16 protein-coding genes are annotated in these 17452 nt (G+C 35.3%); 4 read left to right on the forward strand and 12 right to left on the reverse strand.

Annotation, left to right across the window (positions count from 1 at the left end):
* Nucleotides 1–164: 164 nt before the first annotated feature.
* Both COMX_RS03210 and COMX_RS03215 read right to left on the reverse strand, forming a co-directional pair.
* On the reverse strand, nt 165–1556 hold the full coding sequence (locus tag COMX_RS03210; RefSeq protein ID WP_034336904.1) for a sugar porter family MFS transporter: 1392 nt from the start codon (nt 1554–1556) through the stop codon (nt 165–167).
* A gap of 142 nt (nt 1557–1698) precedes the next feature.
* Nucleotides 1699–2538, reverse strand: a complete 840-nt coding sequence (locus COMX_RS03215; protein ID WP_034336906.1) for an undecaprenyl-diphosphate phosphatase — start codon at nt 2536–2538, stop codon at nt 1699–1701.
* Between the two features lie 179 nt (nt 2539–2717).
* Here COMX_RS03215 and COMX_RS03220 point away from each other — a divergent pair, with 179 nt between their 5' ends.
* Nucleotides 2718–3176 (forward strand): MlaD family protein, encoded by a 459-nt coding sequence (locus COMX_RS03220; protein ID WP_034336909.1) that lies wholly within the window; start codon nt 2718–2720, stop codon nt 3174–3176.
* A 423-nt stretch (nt 3177–3599) separates the two neighbouring features.
* Here the strand turns inward: COMX_RS03220 and surE are convergent, their stop codons facing one another.
* The 10 genes from surE to mutM all read right to left on the reverse strand — a co-directional run bounded on the left by surE (nt 3600) and on the right by mutM (nt 14478).
* Nucleotides 3600–4361 carry a 5'/3'-nucleotidase SurE gene (surE, locus tag COMX_RS03230; protein WP_034336914.1) on the reverse strand — a complete coding sequence of 254 codons (762 nt, stop codon included), beginning with the start codon at nt 4359–4361 and terminating at the stop codon, nt 3600–3602.
* Nucleotides 4362–4511: 150 nt separating this feature from the next.
* A complete protein-coding gene (gene thiL / locus COMX_RS03235) occupies nt 4512–5471 on the reverse strand; it encodes a thiamine-phosphate kinase (protein WP_034336917.1) in 960 nt (319 codons plus the stop codon).
* 7 nt (nt 5472–5478) lie between these two features.
* Nucleotides 5479–5985, reverse strand: a complete 507-nt coding sequence (gene nusB / locus COMX_RS03240; RefSeq protein ID WP_034336920.1) for a transcription antitermination factor NusB — start codon at nt 5983–5985, stop codon at nt 5479–5481.
* Between the two features lie 41 nt (nt 5986–6026).
* Nucleotides 6027–6485 carry a transcriptional regulator NrdR gene (nrdR, locus tag COMX_RS03245; RefSeq protein WP_034336923.1) on the reverse strand — a complete coding sequence of 153 codons (459 nt, stop codon included), beginning with the start codon at nt 6483–6485 and terminating at the stop codon, nt 6027–6029.
* A gap of 130 nt (nt 6486–6615) precedes the next feature.
* On the reverse strand, nt 6616–9063 hold the full coding sequence (gene gyrB, locus COMX_RS03250; protein ID WP_034336926.1) for a DNA topoisomerase (ATP-hydrolyzing) subunit B: 2448 nt from the start codon (nt 9061–9063) through the stop codon (nt 6616–6618).
* A 105-nt stretch (nt 9064–9168) separates the two neighbouring features.
* Nucleotides 9169–10275, reverse strand: coding sequence for a DNA replication/repair protein RecF (recF, locus tag COMX_RS03255; protein WP_034336929.1), 1107 nt, complete (start codon nt 10273–10275; stop codon nt 9169–9171).
* Between the two features lie 31 nt (nt 10276–10306).
* Nucleotides 10307–11434 carry a DNA polymerase III subunit beta gene (gene dnaN / locus COMX_RS03260; protein ID WP_034336931.1) on the reverse strand — a complete coding sequence of 376 codons (1128 nt, stop codon included), beginning with the start codon at nt 11432–11434 and terminating at the stop codon, nt 10307–10309.
* Nucleotides 11435–11530: 96 nt separating this feature from the next.
* Nucleotides 11531–13030 (reverse strand): chromosomal replication initiator protein DnaA, encoded by a 1500-nt coding sequence (dnaA, locus tag COMX_RS03265; protein ID WP_034336933.1) that lies wholly within the window; start codon nt 13028–13030, stop codon nt 11531–11533.
* Between the two features lie 217 nt (nt 13031–13247).
* The gene (rpsT, locus tag COMX_RS03270; protein ID WP_034336935.1) at nt 13248–13517 is read right to left on the reverse strand and encodes a 30S ribosomal protein S20; all 270 of its coding nucleotides are present in this window, start codon (nt 13515–13517) and stop codon (nt 13248–13250) included.
* 112 nt (nt 13518–13629) lie between these two features.
* Nucleotides 13630–14478, reverse strand: a complete 849-nt coding sequence (gene mutM / locus COMX_RS03275; RefSeq protein WP_034336938.1) for a bifunctional DNA-formamidopyrimidine glycosylase/DNA-(apurinic or apyrimidinic site) lyase — start codon at nt 14476–14478, stop codon at nt 13630–13632.
* Nucleotides 14479–14501: 23 nt separating this feature from the next.
* On the opposite strand from mutM, the gene COMX_RS03280 reads away from it, so the two are divergent.
* From COMX_RS03280 to dut, 3 genes are all read left to right on the forward strand, one after another.
* The gene (locus COMX_RS03280; protein ID WP_034336941.1) at nt 14502–15275 is read left to right on the forward strand and encodes a class I SAM-dependent methyltransferase; all 774 of its coding nucleotides are present in this window, start codon (nt 14502–14504) and stop codon (nt 15273–15275) included.
* A 459-nt stretch (nt 15276–15734) separates the two neighbouring features.
* Nucleotides 15735–16937, forward strand: coding sequence for a bifunctional phosphopantothenoylcysteine decarboxylase/phosphopantothenate--cysteine ligase CoaBC (coaBC, locus tag COMX_RS03285; protein WP_034336943.1), 1203 nt, complete (start codon nt 15735–15737; stop codon nt 16935–16937).
* Nucleotides 16938–16955: 18 nt separating this feature from the next.
* Nucleotides 16956–17414 carry a dUTP diphosphatase gene (dut, locus tag COMX_RS03290; protein ID WP_034336945.1) on the forward strand — a complete coding sequence of 153 codons (459 nt, stop codon included), beginning with the start codon at nt 16956–16958 and terminating at the stop codon, nt 17412–17414.
* Nucleotides 17415–17452 lie beyond the last annotated feature (38 nt).

A 17452-nucleotide genomic window follows, 5' to 3' on the forward strand; every position in this document is an offset into this window, starting at 1 on the left:
TTAGGTTATTATTTCGTTAACTATATTCTTAATATAATCAAAAAGTTTGATGTATGATGTAAAGAAATTATATAAAAAAATGATATTGATTGTAAAATCAACAATATTTACTAAAAAAGCCAACCTAAAATTATTTCAGGTTGGCTTTTTTTTAATACTAGGGGCTAACGTCCAATTTTACGAAGTGGTTTGCCTGCCATAAGATTTTCTTCAATCTTCTCTAAGCTTACCTTAGATGTTTCTGGAATAAACCAGAAGGTAACAGCAATAAAGATGACGTTTAATATAGCGTAAAGAAGAAATGTATGTGATGAGCCAAGGTTATTGTTCAAGGTCAAGAAAGTATAACCAACAACAAAATTAGCTAACCAATTGGTTACCGTAGAAGCAGCAACACCGAAATCTCTTCCTTGTAATGGTTGAATTTCAGAACATATTGTCCAAACCAATGGGCCTGCAGACATCGCAAAACCAACAATAAAGAAAAGCAACATAGCAACACAGAAAAGCTGCATTGTAGGATCAGCAATATTTCCATTTCTCATTAAGAAACTAATGACACCTAACCCTACTGCCATAACAGCAAAACCAGCATATAAAGTAGGTTTACGACCAAGTTTATCACAAGTACCAATGGCAATAAAGGTTGCAGCAACATTGACTAAACCAACCAAAGCAGTAAACCATAAGGTAGCACTGCCTTGATATCCCATATCAGAAAAGATACGAGGAGCATAATACATAACTACATTCATACCTGTAAATTGTTGAACAATTTGCAAGGTAATACCAAGCCCAACAGAACGTCGAAAATTACGATTAGACATAAATAAACTAAAGCCTTTTTTAGGGCTTTTAATTTGCTCTTCAATCTCTTCTACTTCTTTTTGAGCGATATGTTCATTACCACCACGTAAGCTTAGCAAAATATCATAAGCCTCTTGTCTGCGATTGCGCATAACAAGCCATCTTGGGCTGTCTGGTAAAGAGAATAATCCAATTAGGAATAGAATAGCAGGTACAGCAATAATACCTAACATCCAACGCCAAGCACTATAATATCCTAAAATAGTATCAGATATAAATGCCAGTAAAATTCCAACAGTAACCATTAATTGGTAAGTTGAAATCATTGAACCACGTTTTTCTTCTGGTGCAATTTCTGCGATATACAAAGGAGCTGTCGTACTGGCAATACCAATCGCAAGTCCAAGAATAAATCGCCAAATAGCCAAATCAATAATGCCTTGGGCTAATGCACATCCAATCGCAGAAACGATAAAGATCAAAGCACTTAGGATCAGACAGCGATTACGTCCAAACTTGGCAGATGCCCATCCGCATCCCAAAGCGCCAATCGCAGCACCAAACATCATGCTGCTGACGATGGTTTCAATATCGTGATCTGATGCAGAAAATTCATGTTTAATAAAAGCATTGGCACCTGACATTACACCAATATCAAGACCAAACATAAGCCCTGCAAGTGAGGCTAAGAATCCAACCATCATAATATTATAGGTGGATGTTGTTTTTGTAGGCGTATTATTTTTCATAATATACTCACCGTATTTTGTTATAAATTGAGTATATGGCATTAAAAAAAAATTAAACGATAAAAAAATAAAAGCTTTTATTTTAATTTAAACCGTTGCTAAAGAGCTTCGTTTTATTGTAAACGAAGCCTTTATTCAGAGGCTAGATTAAAAAAATAAGTAGGCTGATACTGCCTAAAGCGATACAATAAAAACTAAATGGCGTTAAAGCCAATTTTTCATGATTATGAAAATATTTCATTATTAAAGTAGTGCTGATTAAAGCTGTTACTCCACCAACTATCGTTGCAATAAATATCGTCCCAAAATTTTCAATTGGAATATTATGTTTATAAATTTTCCATGTTTGATGAATGGTCGCTGCGAAAATAATAGGTAATGCTAGCAAAAAAGAAAAACGAGCAGCATTTTCGTAAGATAATTTGTGTATTACACCACCAACTATGGTTGCACCAGATCGTGATAAGCCAGGAAAAAAGGCTAGGCATTGGAAACAACCAATGATTAAAGCATCTTTGGGGGTTAAGTCTGCGATAGCAATGATTGAGTTTTGATTTTTTTTTCTGAGTTTTTCAGCAGCAAAAAGCATTAATCCGTTACAGATTAAAAAAATTGATACCATTTCAGGTGTTGAGAAAAGCCCTCGAATAAAACTCTCTAATATAGAACCAATTATTATGGCGGGTAATGTTGCAATTACAAGTAGTAAGACAACATAAATACTTTGCTCACGTATTGCGGGTCCCTCTTTTCCCATAACACCTCTGGTTAAAGCCTGCCAATCCTTCCAAAAGAATATGAGTAACGCAAACATTGTACCAAAATGTAACATCACGATAAAAGGTAAAAATGTTTGATCTTGAGGATTGATAAGCCATCCCAGCAAAGCTGGAATCACGACAGCATGTCCCAAACTACTGACAGGGAAGAGCTCTGTTGCACCTTGTAAAATTGCAATAAAAATAGCCTGAAGGAATGACATAAATACCCATCCGTATTGTATATATTTTTTATTTTTGTATTTTGAGACGAAATATTCTAAAAGAAAATCTTATAGGATAAGATAAAACTATATCGTATTTCATCTTATATGAATATAATCTTAATTACTGAACGACAATTTAAATTTAAATTGATTTATATATATACGAGGATTACAGAGTGAAAAACATTAAAGTAAGCGCTTATATAGCAAGTGGATTGGTATTAGTGGTTGCTATTGGTTTTTACTCTTATTCAAGAATGACAATGTTTGGTATTAAAGGAGATAAATACCCTTTGACTGCTCAATTTTACTCTGCCAATACACTTGAACCTGGTGGAAGTGTTATCCTTTCAGGTGTGCCAGTTGGGGTAGTACGTTCGGTTCAACTAAATAAAAAAACATTTATGGCCGATGTAAAACTAGAGATCAATAAAACCATTCATCTTCCTGATGATAGCAGCTTTAGTATAGGTTCTTTAGGGATGACAGATAGTGGCTCTATAATGGTTCATCCTGGAAAATCAAAGGAATATTTAAAACCTGACAGTTTTGTTACTAATACCCAACCATATACTAGTATTGAACAGCAAATCAGTAATTATATTTTTGGTGGTGGAAATTTATCGGCCAAATAATGCAAGATGCAATTAAACGCTTATGTAAAAACTTAAAATTATCTTTTGCTCTGATAATATTCAAGATTGGGAGTACGGGTTACCCAATGAGTTTTGAACACAAAAATGGCTTTCAAAATATATAATCGTTTATTTAGGCATTAATTCTTTTGATCCAAGGCGACATATATTGTTGAATTTAATGTTAGATATCATCAACGACTATCTATGGAATGGTATAGAAGTAAACATACCAATTATTCAGGAAGTCTTAGATCTATTAAGAAAAAAGACTGAACATCAACATCTGCTTAAATATTGGTCTATTTTGGATGAGGTTCAATCGGTAAACCTTTTTGCAATTTCAAGGTTTACCCGTTAAATTTCCTTGGGCAAGGATTGAATGAGAAGGAGAAATATTATTTTTCCCTTATTATCAAATCATTAAGATTTCATTTTTTGTAAAAGGTCATTATTCGTACGGTCAAAGGAGAGGGGAGTAATAGAAATGGATTTATTATTAACCACTTGAGTTTCAGTAAGCTCTATATCTTCTTTGATAGGACGATCAAAGTTAAGCCAATAATATGGTGTTTTACGCATATCTGTTTTTTTTACAATAGAAATATCATCAATATAACCAATACCTTGTTTGGTAAATTCAATAGATTTCACTTCATCATAGGGACAATCTGGAAAATTTACATTTAAACAGGTTCTTGGATGTTGCCAAGAAAGAGTTGAAAGCTTTTCCATGACTTTGGGGCCATAATGATAGGCTGTTTCCCAATAAATATCATGCCCATCTCTGAAGCTTTGACTAAATGCAATAGAGGGAATATTTAATAAACATCCTGTCATAGCAGCACCCACAGTGCCAGAAAAGAGTGTTTCTATACCCAAATTACAGCCACGGTTAACACCTGATAAAATTACATCGGGTAGTTGCGGCATAATTTGTCTCAGTCCCATAACAACGCAATCTCCTGGAGTTCCAGTTACAGCATAATGCTTATCACTTTTTTCAAAAGCACGAAGGGGATTATGTATTGAAATAGATTGAGAAGTTCCACTTTGATCTTGTTCAGGGGCTACAACCCAGACTTCCTTGGCAATCTTAGAGGCTATATTTTCAAGAATTTTTATTCCAGGTGCTTCTATGCCATCATCATTGGTTAAAAGTACGCGATCATAAAGATAAGTCATAAAATTTCCCTTTGAATATAAAATAAATTTGAAAGTTTAGGTTAACATAGATTTCTGAAGTTTGTTAAGGATATAGGTGTTATTTTTGAATTATAATAAAGAACGTATAATATATATTATGCCAACTCAATTTATTAAAAATATATCAACTTAAATATGACTCCATCCTGTATTTTTAAAATTCATTGTAATCTTATTGCTATCATAACAAATCACAGAACCTTGTTGGTCTGTGCAATAACCAATTTTAGTTAAAGGAATATTTGCTTTATGACTTTGAGTAATTGCTTGTTGTTCTTTATCTTGTGGTATGGTTAACAAAAGTTCATAATCATCACCACCAGTTAAGCAAGTTTCTAAATATGAATTACCTAGTATCTTAGCTTGTTTAGATAATGGTATTTGATCAGCGTATATAATGGCTCCAACTTGACTTTCACGAGTTAAATGGCCTAAATCTTGTATTAAACCATCAGAAATATCCATTCCTGCCGATGCAATATCCACAAGATTTAATCCTAGTCTTGGTTGGGGTAAATGATAACGCTGCGTTAAAAAACCATCCACATCATTTATTTCATTTTTTAGAGCCAAAAGTCCCAGAGCTGCATCGCCGATTGTTCCTGTAACCCAAATACCATCTCCAACTTGGGCATTATTCCTTCTTAAGGATTTGTTTTTTAATGTTTTTCCAATAGCGGTGAGAGAGAAAACCATGTTATGAGGGTTACTTGTGGTATCCCCACCTAATAAGGAAATATGAAATAACTCTTGATCTCTTTGTAAACCACTGGTGAATTGCTCAAACCACATAGCGTTAAAGCAATGTTTAGGCAAAGACACAGTTAAAAGATACCCGACAGGTTCTGCCCCCATTCCCGCCAAGTCTGATAAATTACAACGCAGCAATTTTTGTGCGATTAAATCAACAGCATCACTGGAAAAAAAATGTACATGTTCAACCATAGCATCTGCTGTTAATACCAGCTCATATTCAGGTTCTACAGACAATATAGCAGCATCATCTGTTAGTCCTAAAGCGCCCTTTCCTGCCAATTTTTTTATATATTGGTGAATGAATTGAAATTCAGGAGCAAGAAAGTTTTGCATAGAAACCTTATGTTTGATCAGCAGAAGATGCGTTTTCAGGACGTAATTGACGACTTATATTATCTAAAATACCATTGATTAAAGATGATTCATCTCCCTCACAAAAAGCATGAGTTACATCAATATATTCATTAATAACCACTTTGGTAGGTGGATCTTTGGCATCATTGAGTAACTCTGTAATTGCAGCTCTTAAAATTGCTCTCACAACAGGATCAAGTCGATGTAAAGGCCAATCTTTGGGTAATGTTTTGATTAAAATAACATCAATTTCAGAGTGTTGATGCACAAATTGTTGAATTATATTTTTAAACAAATTTACATTAGGGATATAGGCCTTGCCATCATTATATATTTCTTCATTACATTGAGGATCAATACGGTGCAATAAAAACTGTTCTATAATTAAATTCGCTGCTTTTTCAGTCCCTTGCTCCCATTGAAACAAGGCTTGAACAATAGCAATTCGAGTTAAAGTTCTTGGTCGTTGAGTAATTTGAGTATTAGTATTCATTGTTAACCTAAAGTGAAATTCTTTATTTTAGAGTAAAACTTTTATTTATCGTGATGTTCCATAGTTTGCAAAATTTCTGCAAAATCTTTAACATTTTTAAAATCAGAATAAACGCTGGCAAAGCGAACATATGCAACTTTATCGATATCTTTTAAAATTTCCATAGTGGCTCTACCAATTGATTCAGAGGAAATCAAGTTTTCACCTAAATCAATAAATTGCTTTTCAAGCTTGTTGGCAATCTGATCAATTGATTCAGCAGATATTGGTCGTTTACGTGTTGCCAGATCAATAGAACGGATCAGCTTTTCTTTTTCGAAAGGAACGCGCTGTCCACTGCGTTTTAAAACCATAATTTCACGTGTTTGAACACGTTCCAGCGTGGTAAAACGCTCATTACATTTCGTGCAAACACGTCTTCTGCGAATAGCCGTTCCATCTTCTGTGGAACGGCTATCTTTTACCATGGTATCTTCGTTTCCACAAAAGGGACAAAACATCAGACAATTTAACCTTTATACATAAATTCATTGGTATGAAATAAATTGTAAAGTAATATTTCTTTTTAAAAGATGCTACATAAAAATAATGCCTTTCTTTAGTAATGAGTATTATTTTTATGATGAAAATCTAAATATCTAAATTTGCTACTTTTAACGCATTATTAACAATAAATTCTTTTCTTGGTTCTACGACATCGCCCATTAATGTGGTGAATACTTGATCAGCCTCTTCTGTTTCTCCGACTCTTACTTGTAATAAAGTTCTGGTTGCTGGGTCTAAAGTCGTGCTCCATAATTGGTCATCATTCATTTCACCTAAGCCTTTAAAGCGGTTAATAGCTAAGCCTTTTTTCCCGTAATTGAATAATTTTTCATATACGCCACTTGGACCACTGATTTTTTCTTCTTTATTATCAATACTCAAAACTGCACTTTCATAGAAATCACGAGTCATTGCATCTTGATGAGTATTGATCCAATGAATATTACGCCCTTTTAAAATAGAGGCTGGAATAAAATAATTTTCACCAACACCTCTAACTGTGCGATTTATGCCTATTCCTGTATCATCATTTGTGACTTTCCAAGTTTGCTCATTAGGCAAAGATAATGCGTTTAATCTATTTTGAAAATCCTCTAAATGAGGCTGTGCCATAACAGGATCAGCATGTAGAAATTTACTAATAACTGCTTGTTCTAAAATCCATAAAGGTGCATGTTTTTCCAAAGACTGAAGTTTTTGTGTAATTTTTGCATATTCAAGAACTTCGGTTGTTAAACTATCACCAGAAAGACTGTTACCATTTGAAAAAGTTAGAATAGCATTTTGTATGGCTTTACCCAGTAAATAGGTTTCTAATGCTTCATCATTTTTCAGATAGCGTTCATCATTTCCTCTTTTCGCACGATACAAAGGTGGTTGAGCAATATAGATATAGCCTTTTTCAATAAGCTCGGGCATTTGGCGGAAAAAGAACGTCAATAATAAGGTTCGAATATGAGATCCATCAACGTCAGCATCTGTCATAATAACGATTTTATGATACCTTAGTTTTTCAATAGAAAAACCACCTTGTTCAACTTCACCACGACCTATGCCTGTTCCCAAAGCCGTAATTAAAGTACCAATTTCGGCAGAATTCAGCATTCTATCAAAACGTGCCCGTTCCACATTTAGGATTTTACCTTTTAAAGGTAATATAGCTTGAAAACGACGATCCCTACCCTGCTTTGCTGTACCGCCTGCAGAATCTCCCTCTACAATAAAGATTTCAGATTTTGATGGGTCTCTTTGTTGGCAATCAGCAAGTTTTCCAGGCAAAGAAGAAATATCTAATATGCCTTTACGTCTTGTTAATTCGCGTGCTTTACGCGCGGCTTCTCTGGCAGAAGCAGCATCAAGTGCTTTAGCAATAATAATTTTTGCTTCTTTGGGATGAGTTTCAAACCAATGCCCCAAAGCATCTGATATACAGCTTTGCACAACTGGTTGTACTTCTGAAGAAACCAGCTTATCTTTGGTTTGTGATGAGAATTTGGGATCAGGTACTTTCACAGAAAGAATAGCTGTCAAGCCTTCTCTCATATCATCACCAGTCAACGCTAAAGTTTCTTTTTTATTCATAACGCCTTCGGCGTATTTCGTTACAACACGAGTTAGAGCTTGTCTAAATCCAGCAAGGTGCGTTCCCCCATCTTTTTGAGGAATATTATTGGTGAAACAAATAACATGTTCGTTGTAACTGTCATTCCAAACCAAAGAGCATTCAACTTTAATATTGCTTTTTTCATGATATACATCGCCATTAATCGGTTCAATAAGATTGTTTTTGGCTCTTGTCATCCATTTAACAAATTCCTCTAATCCACCTTCATAATGGAATTGTTCTGTTGTTATCTCTTCTTCACGTTTATCGGTAACAGTAATTTTTAATCCTGAATTTAAAAATGCTAACTCACGAAGACGTCGAATTAATATTCCGATTTCAAATGTAATATGGGTAAAAATTTCGTCACTGGCTTTAAAGGTAACTTCGGTGCCAGTAGGTTCATCACTGGGGCCAATTTCTTTTAAAGGACAAGTCGTATCCCCATTTTCAAAACGAATAAAATGCTCTTTGCCATTACGCCAAATACGGACTTCCATCCATTCAGATAAAGCATTTACAACAGCAGCACCAACACCGTGTAATCCACCAGAAACTTTATAAGAATTTTGGTTAAATTTACCCCCAGCATGCAGTTTTGTTAATACAACCTCAGCCGCACTGACCCCTTCTTCGTGATGAATATCAGTAGGGATACCACGTCCATTATCTCTGACCGTAACACTGCCATCCGTATTAAGGGTTAATGTACATTGATCTGCATATCCTGCTTGGGCTTCATCAACAGCATTATCAATAATTTCAAACACCATATGGTGCAAGCCAGACCCGTCATCCGTATCACCAATATACATACCAGGTCTTTTTTTGACGGCTTCCAGTCCTCTTAAAACAGAAATAGAAGATGCGCCATATTCATCATTGGTATCTGTAGATGAATCTGTAGAAGGATTTTGTGGGGTGACCATAATCGATAAGGCTCCGAAATAACGAGATAGCTATCTTTTTTATAAAATAGACAAAGTGAGAAAATTAAGAAAATCATAGCAGATTTTCTATAAAAAAGAAAAGATTTACACGATTTCCCCCTGAATTATTTGTAAAAATTCAGCCTTTTTCGTGCATTGTTTAAAAGAAGAATGATCTGTTCCTGTCATCATGGTGAAACTGTCAAGATTTAACAATGTCGAAAGCAACGTTTGACGATGAATCTCATCTAAATGAACCAAAGGTTCATCTAATAACAATAACGGTAGACTGATATTTTGACTTTTAATTAACTCGGTCAACTTGAGTATTATCCCAATTAATAATGCTTTTTGTTGACCCGTACTTGCCATACCAGCCGGTGTTTGTGATTTTTTTTCTATAAATATTACATCAGAACGATGAATACCAAAGCGTGTAGATTTGCTTTGAGCATCAGGGTGCCGATCTTTTTTCCATTGTTGACGAAGGAAGTCCTCAACCACAATAGCTGGTTCTTGCATTAAACGATCAGCAATAGGACATTGTAGCTTAAGGATGGCTTCGGGAAACACGCCATTAATAATTCTTAATTGATTCATTTGATGAATGAAAGTGTTTCGGGTTGCAGTGATAGCTACTGCATGTCTAGCCATTGATTCTTCAATAGCGTTCAACCAATTGGGATCATAATTATTATTTGCCAGAAGTTTATTGCGTTGGCTCATAGATTTTTCATATGCAAAGACTTCTTTGGTATGAAAATTTTCCATTGTAATAATTAATCGATCCAGAAAACGTCTGCGCCCTCCTGCACTCTGAGAAAATAACTGATCCATTTGTGGCGTTAACCAAACAGCAGATAAATACTGTGATATTTCATGCTGACTGCGCACTGGTGTTTCATTTAGGCGAAATTGTTTTTTGTTATTGTTAGGAAAACACCCTGTACCAATTTCGAAATTATTGATAAGAGGGTGCGAAAATTGTCCAACAACTCCCCACCCTAAGTGTTGACGATCAGATTTGACAAGATCTTCAACACGACTTTTTCTTAATCCTCTTCCAGGAACCAGAAGAGATAAAGCCTCCAGCAAATTTGTTTTACCACTACCATTTGCTCCGTAAACAACTATTTTTTGAGCAGAGGGTGACCAAACCAACCGATCGTAATTACGAAAATTAGTCAAGGTAAGACGAAGTAAAGAAGTCATCCCTAACTTTACAGAGCACAAAAATTAAACATTAAACTCGCATTGGCATTAGAACATATAAAGCAGACATATCATCAACATCACGCACAATAGTCGGTGCTGAATTATCAGCCAATACAAACTCTACTTGACTGTCAATTTGATCAGTAATGTCATTTAGATAACGTGCTTGAAATCCAATCTCAAGTGGGCCGCCGTCATATTGTACTTGCGTTTCGTCAAGTTCTTCTTTGGCATTGCCCTGATCAACACTGCTGGCTGATAAAATCAGAGAGTTGTTATCTAATGATAATTTAACTGGCTTTGAACGTTCCATACTGATAGCAGCAACACGAGCAACAGCTGTCGCAAAATCTTGTTTTCCAACACGTAATATCTTGGTATTGTTTTTAGGAATTACGCGTTCATATTCTGGAAACGTACCATCAATTAATTTAGACGTTAATGTAATATATCCAAATTTAAATTGAATACGAGTATCAGAAACAGATAATGAGATCTCATCATTTGCTTCTTCAAGCAATTTATAAGCCTCATATACAGTTTTACGAGGAATAATAATTCCTGGAATATTTTCAGAACCCTCTGGCATTACGCTTTCTACTCTAGCAAGTCGATGACCATCGGTTGCAACCGCACAAAGTTTTTTATTTCCTTCACTCGTTTCCATAATATGTAAATAAATACCATTAAGGTAATAACGAGTTTCTTCGGTAGAAATAGCAAAACGCGTTTGCTCAATCAGTTTTTTCAATGTTTCAGTTGGAATATTAAACTGATGTGGAAAATCCCCAGATGTCATAGATGGAAATTCATCGACATTTAAAACATTTAAACTTGTTGCATACTTTCCTGCACGAAGGGATAAAGGCATGTCATCATTCGTATGTGTTAATTCAATTTGTGCAGTATCTGGCAGTTTACGAACAATTTCATATAGAACTGATGCTGGTGCTGTAACAGCACCATTTTCCAATGATTCGGCTGGAATGGTTTCGACAATCGCAATTTCCATATCAGTTGCGGTTAATGTCATCATTCCGTCTTGCACTTCGATTAAAACATTGGCAAGAATGGGAATAGTGTTACGTTTTTCTGCAACACTTTGAATATGTGCCAGGGCTTTAAGTAAAATAGTGCGATCAACTTTCAGCTTCATCAACTATGACCTATTCTGTAATATGTAAACATTTATATATGCTATGAATCTTTATTTAGTAACAGAATATTAGGCTTTTTTCTACAAAAAAATGAATCAGCTTTCCAACATTCTGCGTAAAAGCTCGACATCCTCAGCAAAAGCACTGTCTTTTTCAATTAGTTCAGAAATACGGCTAATTGCATGCATCACAGTCGTGTGATCTCTGTTACCAAATTTACGACCAATTTCGGGTAAAGAACGGCTGGTTAGTTGTTTGGCTAAATACATAGCAATTTGTCTGGGTCTAGCAACGGCTCTGGCTCGACGAGCAGAAGTCATATCTGTTTGGCGAATATTACAATGTTCTGAAACTTTTCTTTGAATTTCCTCAATTGTAACTCGTCGTTCATGAGATTTCAAAATATCATGTAGAACTTCTTGAGTAGCTTCCAAAGTAATAGGGCGACCAAATAAGTTCGCATGTGCGATTAATCGATTTAAAGCGCCTTCAAGTTCTCTGACATTCGTTGTTATTTTGTGAGCTAAAAATTCCAAAACTTTCGGAGAGATAACAACTTTTGCCGAAGCAGCTTTGGCTTCAAGAATAGAAATGCGCAGCTCATAAGTCGTTGCATGGATGTCTGCTACCATACCACATCCTAAACGGGTGCGTAAACGATCTTCTAAACCTGAAAGATCCGACGGTGATTTATCCGCAGAAACAATAATCTGTCTTCCCGCATCAATCAATGCGTTGAATGTATGAAAGAATTCTTCTTGTGTATTATCTTTGCCAATAAGAAACTGTAAATCATCAATCATCAATACATCAACAGAGCGTAACTCTTCTTTAAATTCAATGGTAGATTGAGAACGAATAGAAGCAATAAATCGATACATAAATTTTTCTGCAGACATATAAGATACAGAAATATTGCCTGCTTGGGCCAGTTCGAACCCTATTGCATGCATCAGATGTGTTTTACCTAAACCAACACCACCATATAAAAATAATGGGTTAAATCCAGGACTAGAAGGGCGTTCTGCTACACGCCTTGAACATGCATAAGCAAATTCATTAGGTTTGCCAACAATAAAATTATCAAAGGTAAATCGTGGGTCAAGTTGTGTTTGTAAAGGAAGTTTACTGCCCTCATCTTCTTTATTATCTGTAATTGGAACAGATCTTTCTTGAATAGGTTGAGTGCTATCTTTGTTTGCTCTATTTGACGGCGAGGCTATATGATTTTCTTGAGTAACTTCCGTTTTAGTAGGGCTATCTTCCGAGTTTGCTGATGGAATGGTTAAAGCCAACTCTACACGACGAATCTGAGAAAGCTCGCTGTTCCAGAGTTGATTTAATTTACTATTATATTGTGATCTTACCCAGTCCCGCAAAAATCGCGTAGGCAAATAAAGAGTTAATTCGTCTTCTTCTATTCCACCTAGAGTAATTTGTTGAAGCCATGTACGATATTCAACTTCACCCACTTCGATTTTCAAGCGAGAGCAAATACGATCCCAATGAATTTCTAAAATGCTTTTCAAGGTTTCTGGATCTGCATCTTTTAAGGAGAGCGTAAATTCGTTAGATTCTTCGGTAAAATCAGACATTGGCGATTGGGGCTCGGCTCTTAGGTTAAATAACGAGTGATATGTATAAAGGATACACTGCTTCATATGTTTTATAAAGCATCAAATATTTTTATTATTATAGACAAAAAAAATCCGATGAATGAAAACATTCGTCGGTTTTTTAATAGTTTTATAGATAAATAAACAAAAGGTAAAATATCTTTTGTTTATTTATTATTTTACTTTTAACACAAGATTAAGCAGATACAATGCTTTTAATTCTGTGAGATAGACGAGAAATCTTACGTGCCACAGTATTTTTGTGTGCAACACCTTTCCCGCATGCTCTTTGCATTTCTGGCTGTGCATTACGAAGAGCTACGACTGCTTCTTCTTTGTTACCAGAAGAAATAGCTTCTTCTACTTTTTTAACAAACGTACGTACTCTTGATCTGCGAGCTTTGTTTCTCTCGGTACGTTTTAACGTTTGACGTATACGCTTACGCGCAGATGCGATATTCGCCATGGATTTCCTGTTTACTTCTTCTTATAAAAACAAACTAATATCAATAAGATGATATACTAATTAAAACCAGATTTTTAATCTTTTATTTAAGCCCCGTCAAGGGAAATATCTTTTATTTTTGACAATTATCACAATAAAAGCTGGATCTTCCGCCTTGAGTTATCCGTTTTATTCCTATTTTCTTTCCTTTTGTCAAACAATTTATGCATAAATCATGTTCTTTACCATAAACTTTCCATTGCATTTGAAAATATCCTTTTTTGCCATCTGAATGAACATAGTCACGTATACTCGACCCTCCAGCTTCGATGGCTTGGGTTAATATTTCTTGAATTCTTTTAACGATTTTAATAATTTCAGAATGCTTTAACGTTTTAGACTCTCTTAATGGTGAAATCCCAGCAAGAAACAATGCTTCACATACATATATATTTCCTAGGCCTGAAATTATATGCTGGTCTAATAAAGTCAGCTTAATAGGTTGTTTCTTATTCGCTAAATATTTTTGCAAATGTATGATCAGAGTTTGTTGATAAGCATTATCCCCCAAAGGTTCTGGCCCCATACGCCTTAATAAAGGATGGATTTGTGCACTTGGATATAAATCTATTACTCCAAAACGCCGAGGATCAATATAACTTAATCTTTGCCCCTCTTGGGTAATTAGGGTCATATGCTCGTGCTTTTGTATGGTGGAATTGATAATTTCAGGGCTAATAATTATTTTTCCTGACATACCCAAATGAAATAAAATAGTTTGTTGGTTATTTAGCCCGATTAAGATATATTTACCTCGTCTGGCAAAGTTGATCATCTTGGCATGTGTTAAATCGGACTCTATTCGTCTTGGAATGACTTGACGTAGCGTATCACGATGACATTTTACAGATAAAACGGTCTGATTCTTTAGACTATTTTCTAGTCCTCGTTTAATCGTTTCGACTTCTGGTAATTCTGGCATAGGTTTTTCTTAAAAATAATCACATGAATAATAATAACAATCATTCTTCTTTTGCAGAAGAAGATCAAGTCACAGATTTTGGGTTTCGTAAAGTTAATCAAACAGAAAAATCTTCGATGGTCAGAGAGGTATTCGACAGTGTTGCCTCTAAATATGATGTGATGAATGATTTAATGTCTTTGGGAATTCATCGTGTTTGGAAGAAAATTTTTATTCAAGAACTAGCTCCCAGACCGAATCTGACTTTGTTAGATCTTGCGGGGGGAACAGGCGATATTACATTTGGTTGGTTAAAAAATGGAGGCGGCCCTGCTTATTTAACCGATGTAAATTATAGTATGTTAAGTGTTGGACAAAGCCGTGCTTTTGATAAAGGTTATGTTAAAAATATTAATCTTTTTTGCGTCGATGGCGAAAAAATCTGTTTGCCTGATCGCTCAGTAGATCGTGTGACTATTTCTTTTGGTTTGCGTAACTGCACGAATAAAGACAATGTTCTTGCTGAAGCACGTCGTGTCTTAAAACCAGGTGGTCGTTTTTTATGTTTAGAGTTTTCTAAGCTTATCATTCCTATGTTACGCCCTTTGTATGATGCATGGTCTTTTCAAGCACTTCCACGGATTGGTCAAATCATTGCCAAGGATGGAGACAGCTATCAATATTTAGCTGAGAGTATTCGTATGTTTCCTGATCAAGAAACATTAAAAGGCATGATGGAAAATGCAGGGTTAGAACGGGTAACTTATCAAAATCTTTCTGGAGGTATTGCTGCAATTCACTCTGGATGGCGTATTTAATCTCAAAATTAATAAAAAGCCTTAATGGCTTCTATCATAATGGAATATAGTTTTTCTAATTTACGTAAAGCAAAGATATTTGATCAAAAAAAAGCCTCAAATATCTTTATGTTTTTTTTAAAGTTAATTGAAACTATAAACTACAAAAAAACATTGAATTGGATGGATTGTTTAAGCTCGTAATTGATCATCGCTATTTGATTATAAGTAATCATCCAAGATATAAAGTAAAACCGTTTTTTAACAGGGAATGTTATTGAAACTAACAAAAATGATCTGCTAGATTATATTTTTAAAGCGGTCAATAAAGATGATTGGATCAATCCTTTATTTATTATTCCTGCTTTCGATAATAATCCAGATTATGTCATAATTACTCAAGAAGATCCTGTTTTAACAGTATTAACCAAAATATAAAACTTTACGATCCTAGTAAGAAATTTAAGAGAGCTTTAGCTGATGAAAAAAAATATTCTTTTGATTATTAGTGGTGGTATTGCTGCTTTCAAAGCCCTTGAGTTTATTCGATTGCTACGCACTCAAGGGATGAATGTAAAATGTATTCTTACTAAGGGCGGAGAACAATTCATAACACCTCTTTCTGTTCAAACCCTCAGTGGACAGGAAGTATATCAAGATTTATTCGCTCTCACTCAAATAAGCGAAATCGAACATATTACCCTTAGCAGGCAAGCTGATATGGTTATTATTTATCCAGCCAGCGCTGATTTAATAGCTAAAATGGCAACGGGGTTGGCTGATGATTTGGCCAGCGCACTGCTGCTGGCAACATTACCGACTACCCCTGTTTTTGTTGCTCCTGCTATGAATGTGCAAATGTGGGAAAATGCAGTAACTCAAGAGAATATACAAAAATTGAAGCAACGAGATATTGTGTTTGTAGGACCAGATCAAGGGGATATGGCTTGTGGTGAGTATGGGTTTGGTCGTTTAGTCGCTCCTGAAACAATGATTAATCAAGTTAAGCATTATTTTACTGCGACAAAGCCACTATCTGGAAAAACTGCGTTAGTCACAGCAGGGCCAACCTATGAACCGATTGATCCAGTGCGATTTTTAGGAAATTATTCTTCGGGTCGCCAAGGATATGCCATTGCTGAAGAGTTACATGACGCTGGAGCTCAGGTTACATTAATTTCAGGACCAGTTTCTTTACTTCCACCACAGAATATTCGTCTTATTTCAGTGCAAACGGCTCAAGAAATGTTGGATGCTTGTTTATCTAATATTCCAGTCGATATTGCCGTAATGACCGCAGCAGTAGCTGACTGGCGTGTTAAAAATATCTCAAATAAAAAAATAAAAAAAACAGGTGATGCACAAACGCCAACTTTTGATTTGATAACAAACCCAGATATTTTAGCAACGATTGCTCAGAAAAATATCAATCGTCCTAAGCTTGTTATTGGTTTTGCCGCGGAAACAAACGATTTGTTAGATAATGCAGATGCGAAAAGAAAACGTAAAAACTGTGATTGGATTGTAGTTAATGATGTAAGCCCTGATACAAAAATCATGGGAGGAGTCGAAAATGAGGTGACAATCTTGTCATCCTCTGATAAGCAACATTTTAAACGCGCTGATAAAAGAGAAATTGGCCGTTTGTTAACTAAAGAAATCATTAAGTTTTTTAATCATTAAAACATAAGGGGTAACGTTATGACATTACCACCCTTCCCTATTATTTTGGTAAAACGATTGGCACATGCCAAAGATTTACCATTACCCTCTTATGCTACTGCGGGTGCTGCGGGTATGGATTTATTAGCAGCTGTTGATGAACCTATCATACTTTTCCCCCAAGCAAGACTACTTATTCCTACTGGTTTGCAAATTGCGTTACCTGTGGGATATGAATTACAAATTCGCCCTCGTTCAGGACTTGCGTTAAAACACGGTATTATGCTTCCAAATTCTCCTGGAACAATTGATGAAGATTATCGTGGTGAGATTAAAGTTATTCTTATCAATACAGATAAAGAATCTTTTATCATTGAACGTGGAATGCGTATTGCCCAAGCTGTATTAACGCCTGTTGTGCGTGGTGTGTGGCAGGAAACCGACAGTTTAGATGACACCGAACGATCGAGTGGTGGTTTTGGCAGTACAGGCCATTAAATTTTAATAAAAAATTCATTAAAATGAGATGCTTAGTA

The organism is Commensalibacter papalotli (ex Servin-Garciduenas et al. 2014) (assembly GCF_000527695.1).
In the GTDB taxonomy this organism is placed as follows: Bacteria; Pseudomonadota; Alphaproteobacteria; order Acetobacterales; family Acetobacteraceae; genus Commensalibacter; species Commensalibacter papalotli.